We start from the raw sequence: 17,952 nt of genomic DNA, 5'->3' as shown, positions 1-17,952 counted from the left end.
CAGGACCTCGCCGAGGTCTTCCGCCTGCACGCCCTCGGCCGCACCCGCGTCATCCGCGAAACCCGCAAACTCGACGACGTCAACACCTGCATCGAGGAGGTGCTGGCCGGCAAGGTCTCGGCCCGCCTGGTCTTCGACCTCCGCTCCTGAGCCGCCACCAAGCCGTCACCGCGCCGCGCGGGGCCGTTCCCGGCTCCGCGCGGCGGTCTGCCCAGAGGTGACTGGACCTCAGATGCCGGTGTCCCCGCCGGCCGCCCGGACCCTGGGCAGGCGCGGCGCCGTGACAGGCGGCGGTGATGGCGCGGCAGAAGTCCGCGTGCGCCCGGGTGGTGAGGGCGGCGGCACGGTGTACGGCGCGGTCTCCTTCCCGGGGCGGTGATGGCACACTTCGGACACACCTGAGGTTGACACCCGTCGGGATGTCGAGGCTTCTCGCACAGAAGTCTCGGGATGTGGAAGAGCAACATCACTGGGAGGAGTGCTGTGGACCGGACATCGGCCCAGGCCGAAGCCGCCGGAGGCTCCTGGGTGATCGGCATTGACGTCGGAGGCTCCGGCATCCGGCTCGCCCTCGCCCCCGACGCCTGGCCCGCCGACCTGTCCCGGGCGCGCACCGTCGAACTCGCGAGCCCTGCCCGGATCTCCGGCGCCGGCCACGACGCGGACGCCCTGCTCGGCCAGCTGCTCCCCGCCCTCGGCCCGCTGGCCGCCTCGGTGCGAGCGGACGGGCGAGCGGACGGGCGAACCGGTGGGTGCGTCAGTGCCGTTGCCATCGGAGCCACCGGGATGGCACTGCTCGGCCGCGACCTGGCGGCGAAGCTGCCCGCCCCGCTGGCCCGCGCCACCGGAGCGGGCCGGCTGGTCCTGGCCGGCGACGCGATCTCCGCCTACGCGGGCGCGCTCGGGGCGCGGCCGGGCGTGGCCGTGGCCGCGGGCACCGGCCTGGTGGCGATCGGCTTCCACCCCGACACCGGCTGGCGACGGGCCGACGGCTGGGGGCAGTTGCTCGGCGACTGCGGCGGCGGCGCCTGGATCGGCCGGGCCGGTCTGGAGGCGGCCCTGCGCGCGTACGACGGCCGTGCGGGTGGCTCGCCGGCCCTGCTGGAGTCGGCGGAACGCCGCTACGGCCCGGTGACCGGCCTGCCCGCCGCGCTCCAGCCGCGCCCGGACCGTGCCGCCCTGCTGGCCGCGTTCGCCCCGGAGGTCGCCATGGCGGCGGAGGCGGGCTGCGCGGTCGCGGGCGGGATCGTCCGGCGGGCGGGGGAGGAGATCGCCGTCAGCGCGGCTGCTGCTGCCGGAGCCGCCGCGCTGACGGAGCCTCAGATCGCTTTGACCGGAGGCCTGTTCAACCTACCATCGGTTCGCGGGGCCGCCGTGGCCACCCTGGCAGCCGTCCTGCCGGCCGCCCGCCCGCGTCGGCCCGACGGCCCGCCGCTGCTCGGCGCTCTCCGCCTCGCGGCCACGGCCGCCGCCCCGCCCTGGCCGCTCGACCCGCCACTTCTGGACGTGCGGACCTGGACCGGGTGAGCTCCCGGCCCGGCCGTCAGGAGGTCCGGACGGTGATGCCCCCGTTGGAGGTGCGGAGGTCGAGCCGGTACCGGCCGTTCGGGTCGTTGCCGACACCGATGTTCTTGCTGCCGTTGTCGGTGTCGGCCGAGACCTTGTAGGCGTCGGCCGGGACGGTGAGGGCGATGCCGCCGTTGGAGGTCTTCGCCTTCACGTCCTGGGCCCTGACCGGGGTGAGGTCGATCCGGCCGTTGCTGGTCTCCGCCTGGACGTGGTCGCCGTTCAGCCCGGTGCCCTTGATCGCGCCGTTGGTGGTCCTCACCTCGGCCGGGCCGGCCACGCCGTCCAGGGTGATGCCGCCATTGGTGGTGGACACGTTCACCTGGCCGACCTGGGAGAGGCTGATCGCCCCGTTCGAGGTCTGCCCGCTGATCGGCAGCCCGGCCGGGAGCTCCACGGTGTAGCCGACCGAGCAGTGGCGTCCGCAGCCGTGCAGGACCAGCGCGCCGTTCTCCACCGTGACGGTGGTGCCGGGCTTGTCGCCGGAGTGGTCGACCGAGCGGTGGACGGAGACCGTGTCGGCTCCGGCCCGGCCGTGCAGGGTGACGCTTCCGGTGGTGCTGTCCAGCCGGACGGAGGTGATCTTCTCCGGGATCGCGGAGTCGTCCTTGAAGTTCTTGTCGGGTGAACAGGCGCTGAGTCCGCCCACGGTGATCCCGGCGAGCACGAGGGCTCCGACGTAGCGGCGCTGCTGGCGCATTCCTCTACCCCACATCTGAGAAAGTCGCTGGTGAAGGCCCCCCTGTGGAGCCGGTTCGAGTACGGTATCCCGGTGCTGACGGTCCGGGGCATGGGGCTAACCCCCCGATCCCCGCTGGGGATTGCTGGCGCGTTGGGGTGGTGCGGAGTGCACCGGCTGGACGGCCTGTCCGACGGCTTCGGCGGGGCCTCGCCGCGCGCCGCTCGGGGCCCCTACCGCTCAGGCCCCTACCGCTCGGGGCCCGTGCCGCCTACGCCTTGCGCGCCAGCGCGCCGTACATGCTGACCCGCTCCGCGCCCTCGCCGGGAGCGCCGTCCGGCCGCCAGAGCGGGACGGTGACGACTCCGGGGTCCAGCACCTCGAGCCCGTCCAGGAACGTCTGGACCTGCTCCCGGCTGCGGCCGACCAGTGGGGCGGTGGACCTGTCGTAGACCCCGGTGACCCGGTCGCGGACCTCGGCGGGGATGAAGTCGGCCGTGCCGTGCGACAGGATCAGACAACTGCCGGGTGCCAGTGCGTCGAGCAGCGTGTGCACCACCTCGTACGGCCGGTCCTCGTCCCGCAGGAAGTGCAGTACGGCGGCGAGGACCAGTGCCACCGGGCGTCCGAAGTCGAGCAGGTGCTCGGCCTTGGTGGCGGCGAGGACGTCGGCCGGGTCGCGCAGATCGGCCTGGAGCACGGCGGTCCGGCCGAGGGGCGTCCCGGCCATCAGGGCGCGCGCATGAGTCAGCACGATCGGGTCGTTGTCCACATAGACGACCCGCGATCGCGGATTGACGGTCTGCGCGATCTCATGGGTATGGCCGGCCGTGGGGATGCCGGTGCCGATGTCAAGGAACTGGTCGAGGCCGAGGGCCGCCGCCGTCCGCACCGCCCGGTGCAGAAAGGCCCGGTTGGCCCGTGCGGTGGACCGGAACTCGGGGTTCGCCGCCAGCGCCCGTTCGGCGGCGGCGCGGTCGGCGGGGAAGTTGTCCTTCCCTCCCAGGTAGTAGTCGTACATCCGGGCCGGATGCGGGATCTCGGGGTGCAGATCGGCGGGGACGGAGGGCTCACCGTGCTCCCGCATCGTCTCGTACTCCACCGTTGCCTCCCCGCACCTATGATCTGATGATCTATTGGCGGACAGCCTAGGTGTTCAGGTGGATCCCCGTGCACGGATGGTCACTTCACCCGCTGTTGTGCGGAAATGGCTCACTTGCCTCATATGTGACGCCCCTTCAGCGGCCACCGGGCGCCGGGCGTCGGTGATCGGCCCACCGTCGGGGACGGTCACGCGCGGGCGCGGCGGCTCGTCCGCGTTCTCGGGGTGGGCGGGACGTGCGCCATGGATCGTGGATGTCATGAGTGGTCCTCCCTGTCGATCCGGACGCCGGGCGGCCCGGATGTGCGTTCGGGTGACTCAAGGTAGATTGACTGTCGCTCTCCGCGCACGCGATTTTTCCGCTTTCACCTGATCGGGTGAGCCCGTGCTCGTCGGGCGAGCCGGGCCCTGCCCCGGAGCCGGTCCTTTGCCGCAAGGGCCGCGATACCCCGCCGGGTACACTGGGGGACTGGTCATCACCATGAAAGGCGGCCCGGACATGCAGGTGGACGAGGAAGCGGTCGGAGCGGTCCTGAACCGCCTCCGCCGGGCGCAGGGCCAGCTGGCCGGAGTGATCGCGATGATCGAGGCCGGTCGGGACTGCAAGGACGTCGTCACCCAGTTGGCGGCGGTCTCACGGGCCCTGGACCGGGCCGGGTTCAAGATCGTGGCCAGCGGCATGCGTCAGTGCATGGCGGCCGCGGACACCGACGCCCCGCCGATGAGCGAGGCCGAGCTGGAGAAGCTCTTCCTCACCCTGGCCTGACCCGGCCCGCCCCGGGCGCCGGCCCCGCATCCGCCGATCCGGACCGGCCGGTACACACCCGGCCGGTCCGTCTGCGGCGACCACCGTGCGACGGGCTCGGTACAGGGGGCGGCGGCCCCCGGTGCCGGTGCGGCCCGGGGAGGTCATGGCCGGACGCCGCCCGGCCGAGCTGCGCCCGCCCCCGCAGGGGCCCGCGACGACGAGACGACCGCCGCCGTTCCGGCAGACCCGTCCGCACCGTCGCCGGCTCCGAACAACCGCCGGACGACGGCCCGGTACCGGCCCGTCATCCGGCGCGCCGCCCTGCCGTGTGCCCGGCCGGGTGACAGGCTCACATGCCTCGCCGTGGCGCCCACCCAGGGCGCCGCCCCCGCCGACCCCCGACCCCGACCCTGTTCCGGAACCGTCACCACAACCACCGGGCCGCCACTGATGACCGTCTCCATCGCCCTGTTCACCCAGGACCTGCGCCTGCACGACAACCCCGTGCTCCGGGCCGCCGCCGACGCCGCCGACGAGGTCGTGCCGCTGTTCGTCCTCGACCCGGCCGTCGCCGCCGTGGGCTTCGCCCCGCCCAACCGGTCCGCCTTCCTCGCCGACTGCCTCACCGACCTGGACGCCTCGCTGCGCCCGCTCGGCGGCCGGCTGGTGCTGCGCGGCGGCCCCGTCGCCGCCGAGACCGCCCGCCTCGCCGCCGAGGTGGACGCCGTCTCGGTCCATGTCGCCGCCGGTGTGAGCGGCTTCGCGCACCGTCGCGAGCAGGCCCTGCGCGAGCGGCTCGGCGAGCGGCTGCGTGTCCACGACGGTTCCCTGACCGTGGCCGTGCCGGGCGCGGTGACCCCCGAGGGCAAGGACCACTACGCCGTCTTCACCCCGTACTTCCGGGCCTGGCAGCAGACCCCGCGCCGCACCCTGCACCGGGTGCCGAAGGTGCTGCGCACGCCCGACGGGATCGCGAGCGAGCCCGTCCCGGTCGCCGCCCCCGACTCGCCGGGCCTGCCGCCCGGCGGCGAGAGCGCCGGGCGGCGGCGGTGGCAGGCCTACCCGCTCGAACAGTACGGGGACCTCCACGACGACCTCGCCGCCGACGGCACGTCACGTCTCTCGCCCTACCTGCACTTCGGCTGTCTCTCGGCCGCCGAACTGGTCGCGGCCGCCGAACGCCGGGGCGGCAGCGGCGCCGAGGCGTTCGTACGGCAGCTGGTCTGGCGGGACTTCCACCACCAGGTGCTCGCCGCCCGCCCGGAGGCCGCGCACCGCGACTACCGGCCCCGGGGCGACCGCTGGCTGCCCGACGACGAGGAGTGCGAGGCCTGGCGCCAGGGCCGGACCGGCTTCCCGCTGGTGGACGCCGGGATGCGCCAGCTCGCCGAGGAGGGCTGGATGCACAACCGCGCCCGGCTGGTCACGGCGTCCTTCCTGGCCAAGACCCTCTACAAGGACTGGCGGATCGGCGCCCGCCACTTCCTGGACCTCCTGGTCGACGGAGACCTGGCGAACAACCAGCTCAACTGGCAGTGGGTGGCCGGTACCGGCACGGACACCCGGCCCAACCGGGTGCTCAGCCCCCTCGCCCAGGCCGACCGGCTGGACCCGGACGGCGCCTACGTCCGCCGCTGGGTGCCCGAGCTGGCCGGGCTCGCGGGCCGAGCCGCCCACCGGCCGTGGCGCCTCGACCCGCCGCCCGCCGGCTACCCCGCCCCGATCGTCGACCCGGACGCCGTCTCCGCCCGTCTGCGCCACGCCCGCGGACTCGGCTGAGCCCGCCCGTGCCGCCGGCCCGCCGCGCCGGCCGTCGGACACCCCGGGGCGTTTGCGGCGGAGCCGCGGTCCCGGCTCAGCGCGGCGGCTCGGCGGCTGTGGGGCCGGCGGCGGCCGCCCCTGCCGTACCGACCCCTGCCGTACCGACCCCTGAGGTATCGGCCGCCGTGGGGCCGGTCGCCGCCGCCACTCCGTGCCCCGCGACCGCCCTGACCGCCAGGGCGGCGGCGAACGGATCGATCATCGTCCGGCGGGCCTGCTGCATCGAGGTCAGCCGGTGGACGACGACGATCGCCAGCACGGCTGCCACCAGGCTGATCGTCTCCCCGACGGCCTCCAGGAGGACCGCACCGCGCACGATGTCCAGATCGGACGAGTCCGCGAGGGTGTTCGAGATCCGCCCGATCACCAGGGAACCGACCCAGGCCGACCACCACAGGGTCAGGACGGTCTGCGGCATCGTGCGCCGCCGGCCGTCCGCCGCCGGCGGGGCGCTCGCCTGCCAGCAGTCCACCATCAGCCGCCAGGGGAACCACAGGTGGACCAGCGGGGTGATCCAGGCGCCGATGGTCCAGCCCTTGCCGAGGCGGTGCCCGTTCGGAGTCAGCAGGTCGGCGTTCTGCCGCACCCGGTAGAACCAGATGACGAACACCACGGCGGTGGCCACCATCGCCAGGGCGGCGAGCCCGCTCAGCCCGTCGGACAGGGTGCTCAGGGTGTCGAGCAGGCCGCTGTCGACGTCGTCCGTCCCGTCGATCAGGCGGCCGTAGAACGTGTGGGCCCAGAGATCGGTCGCGACCAGTCCCAGGGAGATCAACCCGTCGAGGCCCAGCAGAACGAAGAGCGCCACCGCCAGGCCGTGCGGCGAACGGTACGCCGCGGGCCACTCCGGCGCCGCCTCCGCGCAGCCGAAGCAGCGCCAGTTCCCACTCGCCACGGGGCGCACCCCGCAAGCCACACACATCATCAGACCGTCAACTCCTGGACCGTCGCGCGCTCTCGACGCGCGAACCGGTGAGACCATCGCCCCGACCGGGGCGGGCCCGCCGACTCTATGGGGTTGCTGCACTTCGGTGCCATCGAGAATTCCCAGCTCAGCGGCGGTATCAACGCAAGTCCGACAGATCGCGCCCGACACCGGGCGGGCGGGCAGCGGATTCACGACCAGGGAGGGCGGGCGCACCGTGGCCCAGATCATCGAGGACTTCATCGAGGCGTGCATCGTCGGGCCGCGACCCCGACCGGTGCTGATGGCCGTGCGGTACGACCCCGGCGACCCTTTCGCGCTCTCGCTCGGCTTCGGGGCCAACGCCTCGGCCGAGCCGGAGGGTTCACTGTCCTGGACGGCCGCCCGAGAGCTGTTCGGTACGGGGCTGCGCGCGCCCGCCGGTCTGGGCGACCTCCGGGTCGGGCCGTGGTCGCCCGACCTGGTCGGCGTCGAGTTCCACGGGGACGAGGGCTGCGCCGTGGTGGTGCTGCCGGCCCGGGACCTCGCCGATTTCCTCGCGCGGACGTACGACGAGGTCGCGCCGGGCGCCGAGCACCGGCTCGTCCGGTGGCCCGACACGGTGGCCGAGCTGGTGGGGGAGTCCGGCTGAGCGGCCCCGGAGGACGGCCGTGCGGCCCGGGGCCGGTGACCGCCCCGGGCCGCCTCGGCGTGCGCTCCGTACGAGCCCGAGCCGCCCAGCCCGAGCGCGCCCCCGAGTAGCCGGTCGGAACACCCGCCCCGGGCGTCCTGACCGTTCGTTCAGCGGTCGGCCGCCAGGCCCGGGGCCAGCCGCCGGGCCTCGACCTCGGCCCAGACCGCCTTGCCCCGGGCGTGCCGATCGGCGCCCCAGCGGTCTGCGGTCCGCTGCACGATCAGGAGCCCGTGGCCGCCCGGCAGGCCGGGCCGGTGCGGCAGCTGCGGCTCCGGCAGCGCGGCCTCGCCGTCGCTCACCTCGATCCGCAGGCGTTCGCCGGTGGCGTCCAGCAGGAGCTCCAACGGGCCGCCGCCGTGCATCATGGCGTTGGCCACCAGTTCGGCCACGAGCAGCATGACGTCGTCGACCACGTCGGGGTCGGCGCCGTCCTCCGGAGTCAGCCACGACCAGTCGGCGAGCGCCTGCCGGGTGAACGCCCGGGCACGGGCCACCGGTTTGGGGAGCCCGGCCAGCAGCAGCCGCCGTCGCTGGCCGGCCGCCGGCGGGCCGACGCCGGACCGGCTGTCGTCCAGGGTGCCCCGGCCCCTCGTCATATGCGGTTCACCCCTTCGTGCTCTTCGCGGTGAGCGTGCCTCGCGACGGGTGTCCTCCGCACTGGGTGCTCTCCGCCGTGCATGCTCTTCGCGGTCGCAGGTCGTCTGGTCGGATTCCCGGGTGGCCCGGAGTTATTCCTGGAGCGGCTGATTCGATCGCCGCCCGCCCGGCGGCGAACCGGAGCGGCGCGGTGGCACCTGCCGAAGGGCCCGGGCGCGACGCGACCGGGCAGCGTCCCGCCGTTCACGCGGCGAGCGCCGCGCCGACCGACTCGTGGATCGAGAACACGGCGCCGGCACCGGTCAGTTCCAGGACCCGGGCGACCGGCGGGGCGATCGCCGCGAGCCGGAACCCGACCCCGGCCGCGTCGGCGGCCAGACGGGTCTTCAGCAGCAGATTGAGGCCCGAGGAATCACAGAAGCCCACGGCCTCCAGATCGACCACCACCAGCGCCGGGCGCTGCTTCACCAGCGAGGCCAGCGCCTCCTCGGCGGGGGACAGGCTGTCGATGTCGAGGTCGCCCGCCACCGCGCAGACCGCCGCCTCGGCCCCGGTGTGCCGGACCTCGACGGTCAGCGCGGCCGGTACGACGGGCGCGGCCGTCGCCGTCGGGTACTGCTCGTGATCGACTGGCATGGTTGTCGTCTTTCCCCTCCAGAGAGTGCCCTCCGACCTTACGCGGGGGAAAGCCGGCGGCCAAGGCGCGGGGGCCGCCGGACGGGCGTCCCGGCCGCGAGGCGGCCGGGACACGTTCGTTCAGTCCTCGTCCAGACCGTCGCGGAGCCGCTTCAGCGTCCGGCTCAGCAACCGGGAGACATGCATCTGGGAGACCCCGAGCCGGGCACCGATCTCGGACTGGGTGAGTTCCTCGACGAACCGCATCGAGAGGATCAGCCGGTCGCGATCCGGCAGCGCGGCGACCAGCGGCTTGAGCGAGACCAGGTCTTCGACCTTCTCCAGCCTGCTGTCGTCGTCACCGAGCCGGTGCAGCAGGGAGCCCTTGGAGTCCTCGGACGGGTCCGTGCTCATGTCCAGCGAGCCGACGGTGTGCCCGTTGGCGGCGGTGAGTCCCTCGATCACCTCCTCCTGGGAGAGCGAGAGGTGCCCGGCCAGCTCCGCGACGGTCGGCGCGCGGTCGAGTCGCTGCGACAGCAGCTCCTGGGCCTTCGCCAGGGTGAGCCGCAGCTCCTGCAGCCGGCGCGGGACGTGCACGGCCCAGGTGGTGTCGCGGAAGTGCCGCCGGATCTCGCCGAGGATGGTGGGCAGGGCGAAGGTGGTGAACTCCACCCCGTGCTCCGGGTCGAACCGGTCGATCGCCTTGATGAGGCCGATGGTGCCGACCTGGACGAGGTCCTCCTGCGGTTCGCGGCTGGAGCTGAACCGCCGGACGGCGAAGCGGACCAGGGAGAGGTTGAGCTCGATCAGGGTGGCCCGGACGTAGGAGTACTCCCGGGTGCCCTCCTCCAGCCCGCCGAGCCGCCGCATCAGTGTGCGGGTCAGCGCGCGTGCGTCGGCCGGCGCGACCTCGCGCGGCGCCGTGATCTCCGCGATCTCCGGAATCTCCGCTGTTCCGGGCGTCCTGGGCGTCCCGGGGCTCTCGGGCCTCGGTCCGGGCACTCCACCGCCCGGACCCGCGTCCCTCGTCCGGGCCTGGCTTTCGGCGAACGAGTGCGCGGGGGCGAGGAGGGCATCACTGGGCGCAGCCATGTCGGTCCTTTCATCGGTTCCGCGACGGTCCGTGCCCCTGTACCCGCGATGTCCGAGGTGATTCCTCCCGGCGGTGTGACGAAGTCGTGAAGGAGATTTGTCACATTCCGGGGCGCGGGCCCTCACACTGGTCGGCCGCCGTCGGGCACGGCTCCCCGGGCCGCCCGGCGGCGGGCGCCACCGGCACCCGCGGGAGCGCGTGCGGATGGTGTTCGTGGACGTGCGCGACCAGGTGCTCGCGGACCTGGCAGCGCAGCTCGAAGGCGTCGTCGGCGTTGGCGGCGGTCATCAGGGCGCGCACCACGATGGTGGTCGGTGTGGTGTCGACCACCTGGAGGGCCCTGCCCTCACCGTCCCAGAGCGCGTTCTTGGCCAGGAAGTCGTCGAACACCATGCGCAGTGCGGCCACCGGAGCGCTGTGGTCCAGGTGGATCAGTGCCGTCCCGGTGATCCGGCTGGTCCGGCGGGACCAGTTCTCGAACGGCCGGCCCGCGAAGTAGGACATCGGCATGACCAGCCGTCGCTGGTCCCAGGTGGCGACCACCACCGAGGTGAGGGTGATCTCCTCCACCGTGCCCCACTCCCCGGCCACCACCACGACGTCACCGATCCGGACCAGATCGCCGAAGGCCATCTGGACGCCCGCGAAGAGGTTGGCGAGGGTGCTCTGCGCCGCGATCCCGGCGACCACACCGACCAGTCCGGCGGAGGCGAGCAGGCTGGTCCCGAGGCCGCGGACGGCCGGGAACGTCATCAGCATCGCCCCCAGGGCGACCACCGCGACGGCCGCCTGGCAGATCCGCCCGAGCAGTCCGGCCTGGGTCCGGGCCCGGCCCGCCCACGCGGGGTCGCGCCGGCGGACGGCGAGGTGCAGCGCGCCGTCCACCAGCAGCCGCACCAGGCGCGCGGTGAGCCACGCGCAGGAGGCGATGGCGGCGAGCACCAGCAGATGCCGGACGGCCCCGTGGACCGCCGGGGCCGCGCGCACCCACGGCTCTCCGGCGAGGATCAGCCCGCAGGCGGTGGCCGCGAGCAGCGGCGGACGGCAGCCGCGCAGGAGGGCCGGCACCCGGCCGGTGTGTCCCCGCGCGGCCAGCAGGCGGGCGACCGCCTCGGACGCCAGGTTCAGGACGTAGGCGGCGATGGCCGCCGCCGAGGCGACGGCGAGCAGGCGGACGAGGCTCCACCCCTCCACACGGATCCCTCCTTCGGACGCGCTCGGGATGCTCCGGGTGGCCCGCCCGCTCCGCAGCCGCCGCGGGGGAGCGGCCGGGCCGGGCGTCCGCCTGCCCGCTGCGCCGTCGTTCACGCCGGTCCGGCCGGAAGTCCCGGTCCGGCGGGCCGGTCCGATGGACCGTCCGGAGCCGGTCAGCCTCGGTGCCGGTCCGTTCCGCGGCCGGGCACGCCGAAACCGGGTACGCCGAAGCCGGGCATGGTCCGGCCCGGGCGGGGCAGGCGGTTCGGCGAGCGGCCGCCGGACGGTGGCCGGTACCTCGGGAGGAAGGGACGCACGATGACGAAGATCGAGGAGTCGGTCCAGGTCGACGTGCCGCTCTCGGCGGCGTACGAGCAGTGGACCAGGTTCGAGGAGTTCCCCCGGTTCATGCGGGGTGTGGTCAGTATCGAGCGGCGGAGCCCCGGGCTGACCCGCTGGGTGGTCGGTGTGGCCGGGGCACAGCGGGAGTTCGAGGCCCGGACGACGGAGGTGGTGCCGGACGAGCGGGTGGCGTGGGCCACCGTGGCCGGCGAGGTCCGTCAGGCCGGGGTGGTGACCTTCCACCGGATCGGCGAGGGCACCACGAAGATCATGCTCCAGCTGGACGTCGAGCCGCACGGACTGCTGGAACGGATCGGCGAGGCACTGGGCTTCGTGGACCGTCAGGTCATCGACGATCTGCACGACTTCAAGCGGTTCGTCGAGGAGGGGCGCGGTCACGGCGGTCCGGCCCCGGCCGGCTGACCGGCGGCCGCCGACCGGTGCCGGTCCACCCGGTCCACCCGGTCCACCGGACCCACTTGGTCCACTCCGCCCGGCCGCGTCCCGTCGGCCCGGCCGGGCCGGAGTTCCCGCACCGCCCGATGTTCCGTCACACCTCGTTCATGTCCTGGTCGCCGGCCTTCGGATGAATGGGGCCCGCCCCCAGTTGTACAGCCAACTGCGGGCAGCCCTACCCAGCCTCCGTGACCAGCCGCGGACGGGCCCCGGTCCCCGCCCCCCCCGCGGACCGGCCTCCCGAGCGGCGGACAGGACAACCGTGGCCACAGGCAGCGCCCTGGCGCTCACCTCCTCCGCCAACCCCTTCGAGGGCGACAAGCTCACCTTCCACTGGACGACCGACGCCCCCGACGCCAAGAACTGGGTCGGCATCTACGACGGCACCCGCCGGCCCGGCAACGGCGGCTCGCTGCTCTGGAAGTACACCGCCGCGGCGTCCGGCGACGTCCAGCTCGACACCTCCGCGCTGACCGGCGGCCCCTACACGGCCTACCTGCTGGCCAAGGACGGCTACGGCATCCTGGCGCAGACGGCCCCGTTCAGCTTCCGGCCCAAGCCCGTCGTGGTCCGCCCGCACAGCGCGGTCGACGCGCTCACCACCGCCCCGGCGGCCCCCGGCGCCGCCGTCACCGTGAAGCTCGGCGGGCTCTGGTCCCGCCCGGCCGGCAACCCGGCCGGCACCGCCGCGTTCCGCAAGGTCAGCGGCCCGGCCTGGGCCTCCGTCGGCGCCGACGGCACCCTGACCGGCACCGCCCCCGCGGCATCGAAGAACCCCGAGGTGGTGGTCGTCGGCGTCAAGGACAGCGCGGGTGCCACCGACACCGTCACCGTGCAGATCCCGGTCGCCGACCCGGCCGGGCCGCTGCTCCTCAAGGCGGCCGGCTGGAACCTCTGGGACGCCGGCACGCACTCCACCGACGCGCTGGAGAAGCAGCTGCGCGTGGTGCTCGCCCAGGGCCTGGACGTGCTCGCCCTCCAGGAGACCGGTGGCACCGCGGCCCGGGCGCTCGCCGACGCGCTCGGCTGGTACGCCTACCAGAGCCCGGGCAGTGTGGGCATCCTCAGCCGCTACCCGCTCACCGCCGTCACGCCCGTCACCGCCGCGCTGCCCGCCGCCGGTGTCACCCTCCAGCTGCCCGGCGGGCGGACCGTCCGCTTCTGGGCCGCGCACCTGGACGAGGCGAACTACGGTCCCTACGCCGTCCAGGACGGCCAGAGCGCCGCCCAGGTGACGGCCGCCGAGAACGCCTCCGTCCGCCTCCAGCAGGCCAGGGCGCTGGCCGCCGCCGTCCGGGCCGACGCCGCCGGGCGCACCCCGGTCGTCCTCGCCGGGGCGCTCTCCTCGCCCTCGCACCTGGACTGGACGGCGGCCACCGCCACCGCGCACGGCGGCGTCGGCCCGCTCGCCTGGCCGGTCACCACCGTGCTCCAGGCCGCCGGACTGACCGACACCTTCCGCGAGGAGAACCGCAACCCGGTCAAGGCCCCCGGCTTCACCTGGTCGCCGGTCCGCAAGCAGCGCGGCGGCCGGCCCGAGCCGCAGGACCGGATCGACTACGTCCTGTACACCGGCCCGCTGAAGCTGGTCGAGGCGCACACGCTGGTCGCCGACTGGCCCGCCACCGGCACCGACCCGGACGCCGTCGCCGCCAACCAGTGGCCGTCCGACACGGCCGCCGCCGTCGCCACCTTCCGGCTCTGAGTACTCCGCAGCTCTGACCGCCCACCCGGCACGGCCGGTTCACGCGGCCCAGCCGGTTCCCACAGCTTCGAGAGGCCAGTTCGTCATGTCCGATCTCTCCCGCCGCACCTTCGTCGGCGCCACCGCGGCCGCGGGTGCGGCCGCCGTCGTCGGCCTCCCGGCCGCACCCGCCGGCGCCGCACCCACCGCGGGCCGGCTCACCGGCACCATCAAGGACGTCAGGCACGTCGTCGTGCTGATGCAGGAGAACCGCAGCTTCGACCACTACTTCGGCACACTGGCCGGCGTCCGCGGCTTCGGTGACAAGCAGGCGCTCCGCTTCCCGGACGGCGGCGACGTGTTCCGCCAGCCCGACGCCCGCCGCAGCGACGGCGGGGTGATGCTGCCGTACCGGATGGACACCTCCAAGTACAACGCGCAGAACGCCGGCGGCCTGCCGCACGACTGGGCCACCGGCCACCAGGCGATCAACAACGGCGCGATGGACAAGTGGATCGCCGCCAAGGGCGAGCGCACCATGGGCTACTTCACCCGGGACGACATCCCCTACCAGTACGCCCTGGCCGACGCGTTCACCCTCTGCGACGCCTACTTCACCTCCCTCGCCGGGCCGACCGACCCCAACCGCCTCTATCTGTGGACCGGTACCGCCGGGCCGGGACGGGACGGCACCACCGGCCCGTGGATCGACAACACCCCGGTCACCGACAACCCCGTCGCAGACTGGACGACCTACGCCGAGCGGCTCCAGGAGGCGGGCGTCTCCTGGCGGGTCTACCACAACCCCAGCAAGGACGACCGCACCGGCGACTACGACGACAACGCGTTGTCGTACTTCAAGCAGTTCCACAACTTCCCCGCCACGGACCCGCGGTACATCAACGCGATGACCAGGTTCGACCCGGCCGCCTTCGACGCCCACTGCAAGGACGGCACCCTGCCGACCATCTCCTGGCTGGTCGCGCCCTACCTGTTCTCCGAACACCCGGAGGCAGGCCCGGCGTACGGCGCGCACTGGGTCAACACGGCGCTCCAGTCGCTGATGTCCAACCCGGAGGTGTGGCAGCACACCGTCTTCCTGGTCATGTACGACGAGAACGACGGCTACTTCGACCACATGGTCCCGCCCACCCCGGAGCCCGGCACGCCCGAGGAGTTCACCCAGGGCCGGGCGATCGGCCTCGGCAACAGAGTCCCGCTCTGGGTCATCTCCCCGTGGTCGCGCGGCGGTTGGGTCAACTCCCAGGTCTTCGACCACACCTCGGTGCTGCGCTTCATGGAGCTGGTCACCGGTGTCACCGAGCCGAACATCTCGGGCTGGCGCCGGGCCGTCTGCGGCGATCTCACCAGCTGCTTCGACTTCGCCGCACCGGACCTCTCGATACCCGGGCTCCCCGACACCAACGCGCTGATGGCCAGGGCCGACGCGGGCACCAAGCTGCCGGGCGTCGCCCTGCCCGCGGCCGGCGCCCAGTCCATGCCCGTCCAGGAGCGCGGCGAACGCCCGCACCGCCACCTGCCGTACCAGCCCTGGGCCGACGTGGACGTGGACCGCAGGACCGGCAGGGTCACCTGCACCATGAGCAACGACGGGACGGTCGCCTTCCCTTACACCGTCTACCCCAACATCCTGCTCCCGTTCGCGGGCACGCCCTACACCGTGGCGCCCGGTGCCACCGCGACCCACGTCTGGGACGCCGCCGGGACCAACGGCCGCTACGACTTCACCGTCCACGGCCCGGACGGCTTCGTCCGCCGCTTCGCCGGCACCGTCGTCCGCGACGGCCAGGACGGCCAGAACGACATCGGCGTACCGATCGTGACGGCCGACCTCGTCAACTCCTCCCGGCTGACCCTCCAGTTGGTCAACGACGGCCTCACCGACCTCGGCTTCACCGCCGCGCCCAACGACTTCGCGGGCACCGCGCAGACCGTCTGGGTCAAGCCCGGCAAGCAGGTCAACCTGGCCTGGCCGCTGGACAAGCAGGGCCGCTACGACGTCGTCGTGACGGCCGCCACCGGCCTGCGCTTCACCCAGCGCTACGCGGGCTGGGTGCACTGAGCACGGCCACGGCCGGGGGCGCCGAACGCGGTGACCCCCGGCCGTGGCCCGGCCGCCCGGCCGTGGCCCGCCGCCGGCGTCGAAGCCATGCGGAGGATCACCAGCCCCTGCCCGCCGCCGGACTCGCCGACGCCGAGGCCGGCTGGTCGGTGGTGCTCTCCAACCTGAGGACCTGCCTCGAAACCGGCCGCCCCTCCCGCGGGAGCCGTGGCCGATGCCCCGGTCGGACCGACCCGAGGTGCCGTCATCGCCTCGCCCGGGCCGGCCGCAGCCGCTCGCCGCGGACGATCCGGCGCAGCCAGGCGAGTCGGGAGAACCGCTCCCGGCTCGCGACCGAGGCCCGGTCCAGTTCCTCCATCAGCCGCCGGCTGCGGTGTTCGAGGTCGAGTTCGTCCAGGATCCGGTCGACCTCGGCCAGTATCGCGCCGTGCAGCTGCCAGGCCTCCGGGTGGTCCTGGACCTTGCGCAGCAGCATCTGGGCCACGTTCTCCCGGCAGGCCCAGGCGGCGGCCAGCTCGGCGCCGAGCCGTTGCTCGGCCTCCTCGGCGTTGCGGCTCACCTGGGTGGTGACCAGCACCGCGAAGCTGACCAGCGCGCCGCCGACGTGGTCGAGCAACTCCTCCAGCCCGACGGCCACTTCCTGCGGGAACAGCCGTTCGCCCGGAGCGCGCCGCTTGGCCAGATCGGTGAGTGAGCGGGCCAGCACCCGGATCACGACCACGCAGATCTCAAGCGTGTCCAGTCCGGTACGCAGCACCAGCCGGGAGAGCAGGCCCTCGCTGATCCGGGGGTTGAGGCGCAGGCTGTCCTCCGCCTGCCGCAGCGCGCCGTCCACGTCCGCGATGGCCTGGTCGAGCCGGCGGGCCTCGTGCAGCCGTTCGGCCGCGCGCTCCACCGGGGTGGGCCGGCCGAGCTCCTCGGCGATGCCCAGGAGCAGGTGGCGGGCGCGCCGGGCCAGGTCCTCGATCGACTCGCCCGCCGTGTCCACCCAGACCGGCGGGGCGAACAGCAGGTTGAAGAGCAGACCCACCGCGGCGCCGATCACCGTCTCCAGCACCCGGTCCCAGGCCTGCGAGGCCAGCCGGGTCACCCCCAGGACCAGCATCGCGCTGATCGCGACCTCGTTCACGAACTCGTCCACCCGGACGAACTGGCCGATCGTCAGCGACGCGAGGACGATCAGCCCCAGGCTCCACCAGGAGAGCCCCGTCACGGTGCTGAACCCGATCGCGATCAGCACCCCGACCACGACCGAGTTGACCCGGCGGATGCTGGTCGTCAGCGTGGAGTAGAGGGTGACCTGGACGACCAGCAGCGCGGTGAGCGGCGCGGTCAGCGGGGCCGGTTCGCTGCTCAGCCGCACCGCGACCGCGTACGAGAGGGTCGCGGCCACCGTGGCCCGGACCGTCAGGACGACGGCGGGTTCCCTGGCACGGCGCCGGACCGCGGTGACGAGGGGTTCCGGGAGAACGGGCATGCCGCCCTTCTTTCCCGCTCACCGCGCCTTACACCGCGGATCGGCCGACCGGTACCCGAATGCCCCGGCCGTGGCCCGCGTCGGTCAGCGGCGGCCGTCGCGCAGCAGCCTCCAGGGCGCGAGCGCCGACTCGACCTGCACCCCGAGGCTCATCTTGGACGCGCCCTTGACCCGCTCCTCGAACCGGATCGGAACTTCCCGGATCCGCAGCCCCCGCTGGACGGCGCGGTAGTTCATCTCGACCTGGAACGAGTACCCGTTGCTGTTCACGGACGGCAGGTCGATCGCCCGCAGCGTGTCGGCGCGCCAGGCCTTGAACCCGGCGGTGGCGTCCTTGACGCCCAGGCCGAGTATCGCGTTGACGTAGAAGTTCGCCCAGGCCGACAGCGCCTTCCGGTGCCACGGCCACTCCTCGGCGGTCGAGCCGCCGGGCACGTAGCGGGAGCCGAGCACCACCGCGGTGTCGTCGGCGAGCAGGGTCTCCACCATGACCGGGAGCACCGAGGCCGGGTGGGACAGGTCGGCGTCCATCTGGATCACCACGTCGGCCCCCTCCGCGAGGGCCCGGCCCATGCCCGCGAGGTACGCCCGCCCGAGGCCGTCCTTCCCGGTGCGGTGCAGTACGGCGATCGTGCCGCCGGAGTCCGCCGCGAGCTTGTCGGCGACCTCGCCGGTGCCGTCCGGCGAGTTGTCGTCGACCACCAGCAGGTGCAGGTTGGGCAGTTCCAGCTCCGCGAGCAGGCCGGCGAGGACCGGCAGGTTCTCCCGCTCGTTGTACGTGGGTACGACCACAACGACCTTGGGGGAGGCCTCGACCATGTTCTGTCCCTCGCGCGATCTCCGGCCGGGGCCCTCGCCCCGTCGGACGGTTGTCCACTACGGCCGTGCGAGTCTAAG

At 73.7% G+C, this 17,952-nt stretch carries 16 protein-coding genes and 1 pseudogene; 8 read left to right on the top strand and 9 right to left on the bottom strand.

All coding sequences use genetic code 11. The features are described from left to right. Both AB0P06_RS23555 and AB0P06_RS23550 read left to right on the top strand, forming a co-directional pair. Positions 1-150: pseudogene (locus AB0P06_RS23555) on the top strand (zinc-dependent alcohol dehydrogenase); the annotation flags it as partial. A gap of 333 nt (positions 151-483) precedes the next feature. Continuing rightward, on the top strand, positions 484-1,527 hold the full coding sequence (locus tag AB0P06_RS23550) for a BadF/BadG/BcrA/BcrD ATPase family protein (protein ID WP_363610382.1): 1,044 nt from the start codon (positions 484-486) through the stop codon (positions 1,525-1,527). A 16-nt stretch (positions 1,528-1,543) separates the two neighbouring features. On the opposite strand, the gene AB0P06_RS23545 is transcribed toward AB0P06_RS23550, so the two are convergent. Together AB0P06_RS23545 and AB0P06_RS23540 are read right to left on the bottom strand one after the other, a co-directional pair. Continuing rightward, complete coding sequence (locus AB0P06_RS23545; RefSeq protein WP_363610381.1) at positions 1,544-2,266, bottom strand: DUF4097 family beta strand repeat-containing protein; 723 nt, start codon at positions 2,264-2,266, stop codon at positions 1,544-1,546. 250 nt (positions 2,267-2,516) lie between these two features. Next, entirely contained in the window at positions 2,517-3,347 is an 831-nt protein-coding gene (locus AB0P06_RS23540) for an SAM-dependent methyltransferase (protein WP_363610379.1), read from the bottom strand. A 499-nt stretch (positions 3,348-3,846) separates the two neighbouring features. Here AB0P06_RS23540 and AB0P06_RS23535 point away from each other — a divergent pair, with 499 nt between their 5' ends. Together AB0P06_RS23535 and AB0P06_RS23530 are read left to right on the top strand one after the other, a co-directional pair. Next, entirely contained in the window at positions 3,847-4,113 is a 267-nt protein-coding gene (locus AB0P06_RS23535; protein WP_363610377.1) for a metal-sensitive transcriptional regulator, read from the top strand. A gap of 432 nt (positions 4,114-4,545) precedes the next feature. Then, positions 4,546-5,874, top strand: a complete 1,329-nt coding sequence (locus tag AB0P06_RS23530; RefSeq protein ID WP_363610375.1) for a deoxyribodipyrimidine photo-lyase — start codon at positions 4,546-4,548, stop codon at positions 5,872-5,874. 76 nt (positions 5,875-5,950) lie between these two features. On the opposite strand, the gene AB0P06_RS23525 is transcribed toward AB0P06_RS23530, so the two are convergent. Continuing rightward, positions 5,951-6,811: a DUF4328 domain-containing protein gene (locus AB0P06_RS23525; protein ID WP_363610373.1), complete on the bottom strand. Its 861-nt coding sequence runs from the start codon at positions 6,809-6,811 to the stop codon at positions 5,951-5,953. A gap of 247 nt (positions 6,812-7,058) precedes the next feature. Between AB0P06_RS23525 and AB0P06_RS23520 the strand changes: the two genes are divergently transcribed. Then, on the top strand, positions 7,059-7,472 hold the full coding sequence (locus AB0P06_RS23520; protein WP_363610371.1) for an SsgA family sporulation/cell division regulator: 414 nt from the start codon (positions 7,059-7,061) through the stop codon (positions 7,470-7,472). A 149-nt stretch (positions 7,473-7,621) separates the two neighbouring features. Here the strand turns inward: AB0P06_RS23520 and AB0P06_RS23515 are convergent, their stop codons facing one another. The 4 genes from AB0P06_RS23515 to AB0P06_RS23500 form a co-directional block, all read right to left on the bottom strand. Further along, positions 7,622-8,110: an ATP-binding protein gene (locus AB0P06_RS23515; protein ID WP_363610369.1), complete on the bottom strand. Its 489-nt coding sequence runs from the start codon at positions 8,108-8,110 to the stop codon at positions 7,622-7,624. A gap of 244 nt (positions 8,111-8,354) precedes the next feature. Then, positions 8,355-8,747, bottom strand: coding sequence for an STAS domain-containing protein (locus AB0P06_RS23510; protein WP_363610367.1), 393 nt, complete (start codon positions 8,745-8,747; stop codon positions 8,355-8,357). A gap of 120 nt (positions 8,748-8,867) precedes the next feature. Continuing rightward, positions 8,868-9,818 carry an RNA polymerase sigma factor SigF gene (locus AB0P06_RS23505; protein WP_363610365.1) on the bottom strand — a complete coding sequence of 317 codons (951 nt, stop codon included), beginning with the start codon at positions 9,816-9,818 and terminating at the stop codon, positions 8,868-8,870. A gap of 100 nt (positions 9,819-9,918) precedes the next feature. Next, positions 9,919-11,013 (bottom strand): mechanosensitive ion channel domain-containing protein, encoded by a 1,095-nt coding sequence (locus tag AB0P06_RS23500; RefSeq protein ID WP_363610363.1) that lies wholly within the window; start codon positions 11,011-11,013, stop codon positions 9,919-9,921. A 318-nt stretch (positions 11,014-11,331) separates the two neighbouring features. On the opposite strand from AB0P06_RS23500, the gene AB0P06_RS23495 reads away from it, so the two are divergent. The 3 genes from AB0P06_RS23495 to AB0P06_RS23485 all read left to right on the top strand — a co-directional run bounded on the left by AB0P06_RS23495 (position 11,332) and on the right by AB0P06_RS23485 (position 15,578). Then, positions 11,332-11,778, top strand: coding sequence for an SRPBCC family protein (locus AB0P06_RS23495; protein ID WP_363610361.1), 447 nt, complete (start codon positions 11,332-11,334; stop codon positions 11,776-11,778). A 295-nt stretch (positions 11,779-12,073) separates the two neighbouring features. Further along, the gene (locus tag AB0P06_RS23490) at positions 12,074-13,516 is read left to right on the top strand and encodes an endonuclease/exonuclease/phosphatase family protein (protein WP_363610359.1); all 1,443 of its coding nucleotides are present in this window, start codon (positions 12,074-12,076) and stop codon (positions 13,514-13,516) included. Positions 13,517-13,601: 85 nt separating this feature from the next. Then, on the top strand, positions 13,602-15,578 hold the full coding sequence (locus tag AB0P06_RS23485; RefSeq protein WP_363610357.1) for a phosphocholine-specific phospholipase C: 1,977 nt from the start codon (positions 13,602-13,604) through the stop codon (positions 15,576-15,578). A gap of 244 nt (positions 15,579-15,822) precedes the next feature. Here AB0P06_RS23485 and AB0P06_RS23480 read toward each other — a convergent pair whose 3' ends face one another. Together AB0P06_RS23480 and AB0P06_RS23475 are read right to left on the bottom strand one after the other, a co-directional pair. Next, complete coding sequence (locus AB0P06_RS23480; protein ID WP_363610355.1) at positions 15,823-17,055, bottom strand: aromatic acid exporter family protein; 1,233 nt, start codon at positions 17,053-17,055, stop codon at positions 15,823-15,825. An 84-nt stretch (positions 17,056-17,139) separates the two neighbouring features. Further along, a complete protein-coding gene (locus tag AB0P06_RS23475; protein WP_363610353.1) occupies positions 17,140-17,874 on the bottom strand; it encodes a polyprenol monophosphomannose synthase in 735 nt (244 codons plus the stop codon). Between the last annotated feature and the right edge of the window lie 78 nt (positions 17,875-17,952).

This window comes from Kitasatospora sp. NPDC088351 (assembly GCF_040685575.1).
In the GTDB taxonomy this organism is placed as follows: domain Bacteria; phylum Actinomycetota; class Actinomycetes; order Streptomycetales; family Streptomycetaceae; genus Kitasatospora.
This window is presented reverse-complemented; position numbering and strand designations above follow the sequence as displayed.